General features: G+C 46.0%; 2 protein-coding genes. Both read right to left on the bottom strand.

The genetic code is table 11. From position 1 onward, the window contains the following. Positions 1–157 precede the first annotated feature (157 nt). Positions 158–421 (bottom strand): pro-sigmaK processing inhibitor BofA family protein, encoded by a 264-nt coding sequence (locus POTG_RS22555; protein ID WP_016314602.1) that lies wholly within the window; start codon positions 419–421, stop codon positions 158–160. Positions 422–454: 33 nt separating this feature from the next. Then, entirely contained in the window at positions 455–673 is a 219-nt protein-coding gene (locus tag POTG_RS22550) for a hypothetical protein (protein WP_051135041.1), read from the bottom strand. Positions 674–885 lie beyond the last annotated feature (212 nt).

Below are 885 nucleotides of genomic sequence, written 5' to 3'. Positions count from 1 at the left end.
CCGTTCTTTGTTTCAGCAGCGACCTTTATAATATATCACAGTGTCTTCTCTTTAGTCAAGACCTTTTTTTAAAATCATCATCGGAAGGTCTTGTCCAGCTTGTCCTCTCGGAGAAGCGATTTATAATGTACCACAGAAATTGAAGCTCCGTCAACTCCTAGATCATGGTTAATTTTAGGCCAACCAACAGCGCGACGCCGGGAAGTCCAAGAACCAATACCGTGCTTAACGTCACCGGATTTAACGGGATATACACTTCGGTTAATAAACCGGAGAAATTAATCACATAAAGGCCAAGCGCCGCAAGCACAACATGTAACCCCAAGCGCGAAAGCCATGCTAATCCGATTTTACGCGAAAATAAAATGTACAGCAGCAAAGCCGATGACACAACTAACGTACCGATTAGTACCAGTTTCATTTTCACTCACCTCATAATCAAATGGTCTTGAGCTTAGCCAAAATATGAACCATTCCGAAAGGCATCCCAATCGACCTTCGCCTGCTTCGCCGCCTTCAGTTGAATTTGATACCTGCGTTCAGCCGCCTCCAGGGTGTAGATCGCCACGTCCACTTCATCATGCCCTACCGCCTCCTGAAAAGCGATGCTGGCCCGCTCCCACTCTTTTAATGCGTTGATCACTTCTTCGTACAGTTCTCGCTTATATGCCATCGCATCTTTCCTGTGAGCCAGGTTCGAGCGCCCTACTCCCCAGCGCTTCAAGATCTTCAAGCCAATCGCCTCCCCATCCGTTTTTTACTTCATGTGTATCGGGGAAAGGACAAACTTAGAACCTTCGCATCGTCGAAAAAAGCAAAAAGAACCTTAAGCCCCAACGGAATTCAGGGCTTAAAGTTCTTTCGTTTCAAGCGATAGAAAAAAGA

The sequence above is a fragment of the Paenibacillus sp. oral taxon 786 str. D14 genome, assembly GCF_000159955.1.
Taxonomy (GTDB): Bacteria; Bacillota; Bacilli; order Paenibacillales; family Paenibacillaceae; genus Fontibacillus; species Fontibacillus phoenicis.
This window is presented reverse-complemented; position numbering and strand designations above follow the sequence as displayed.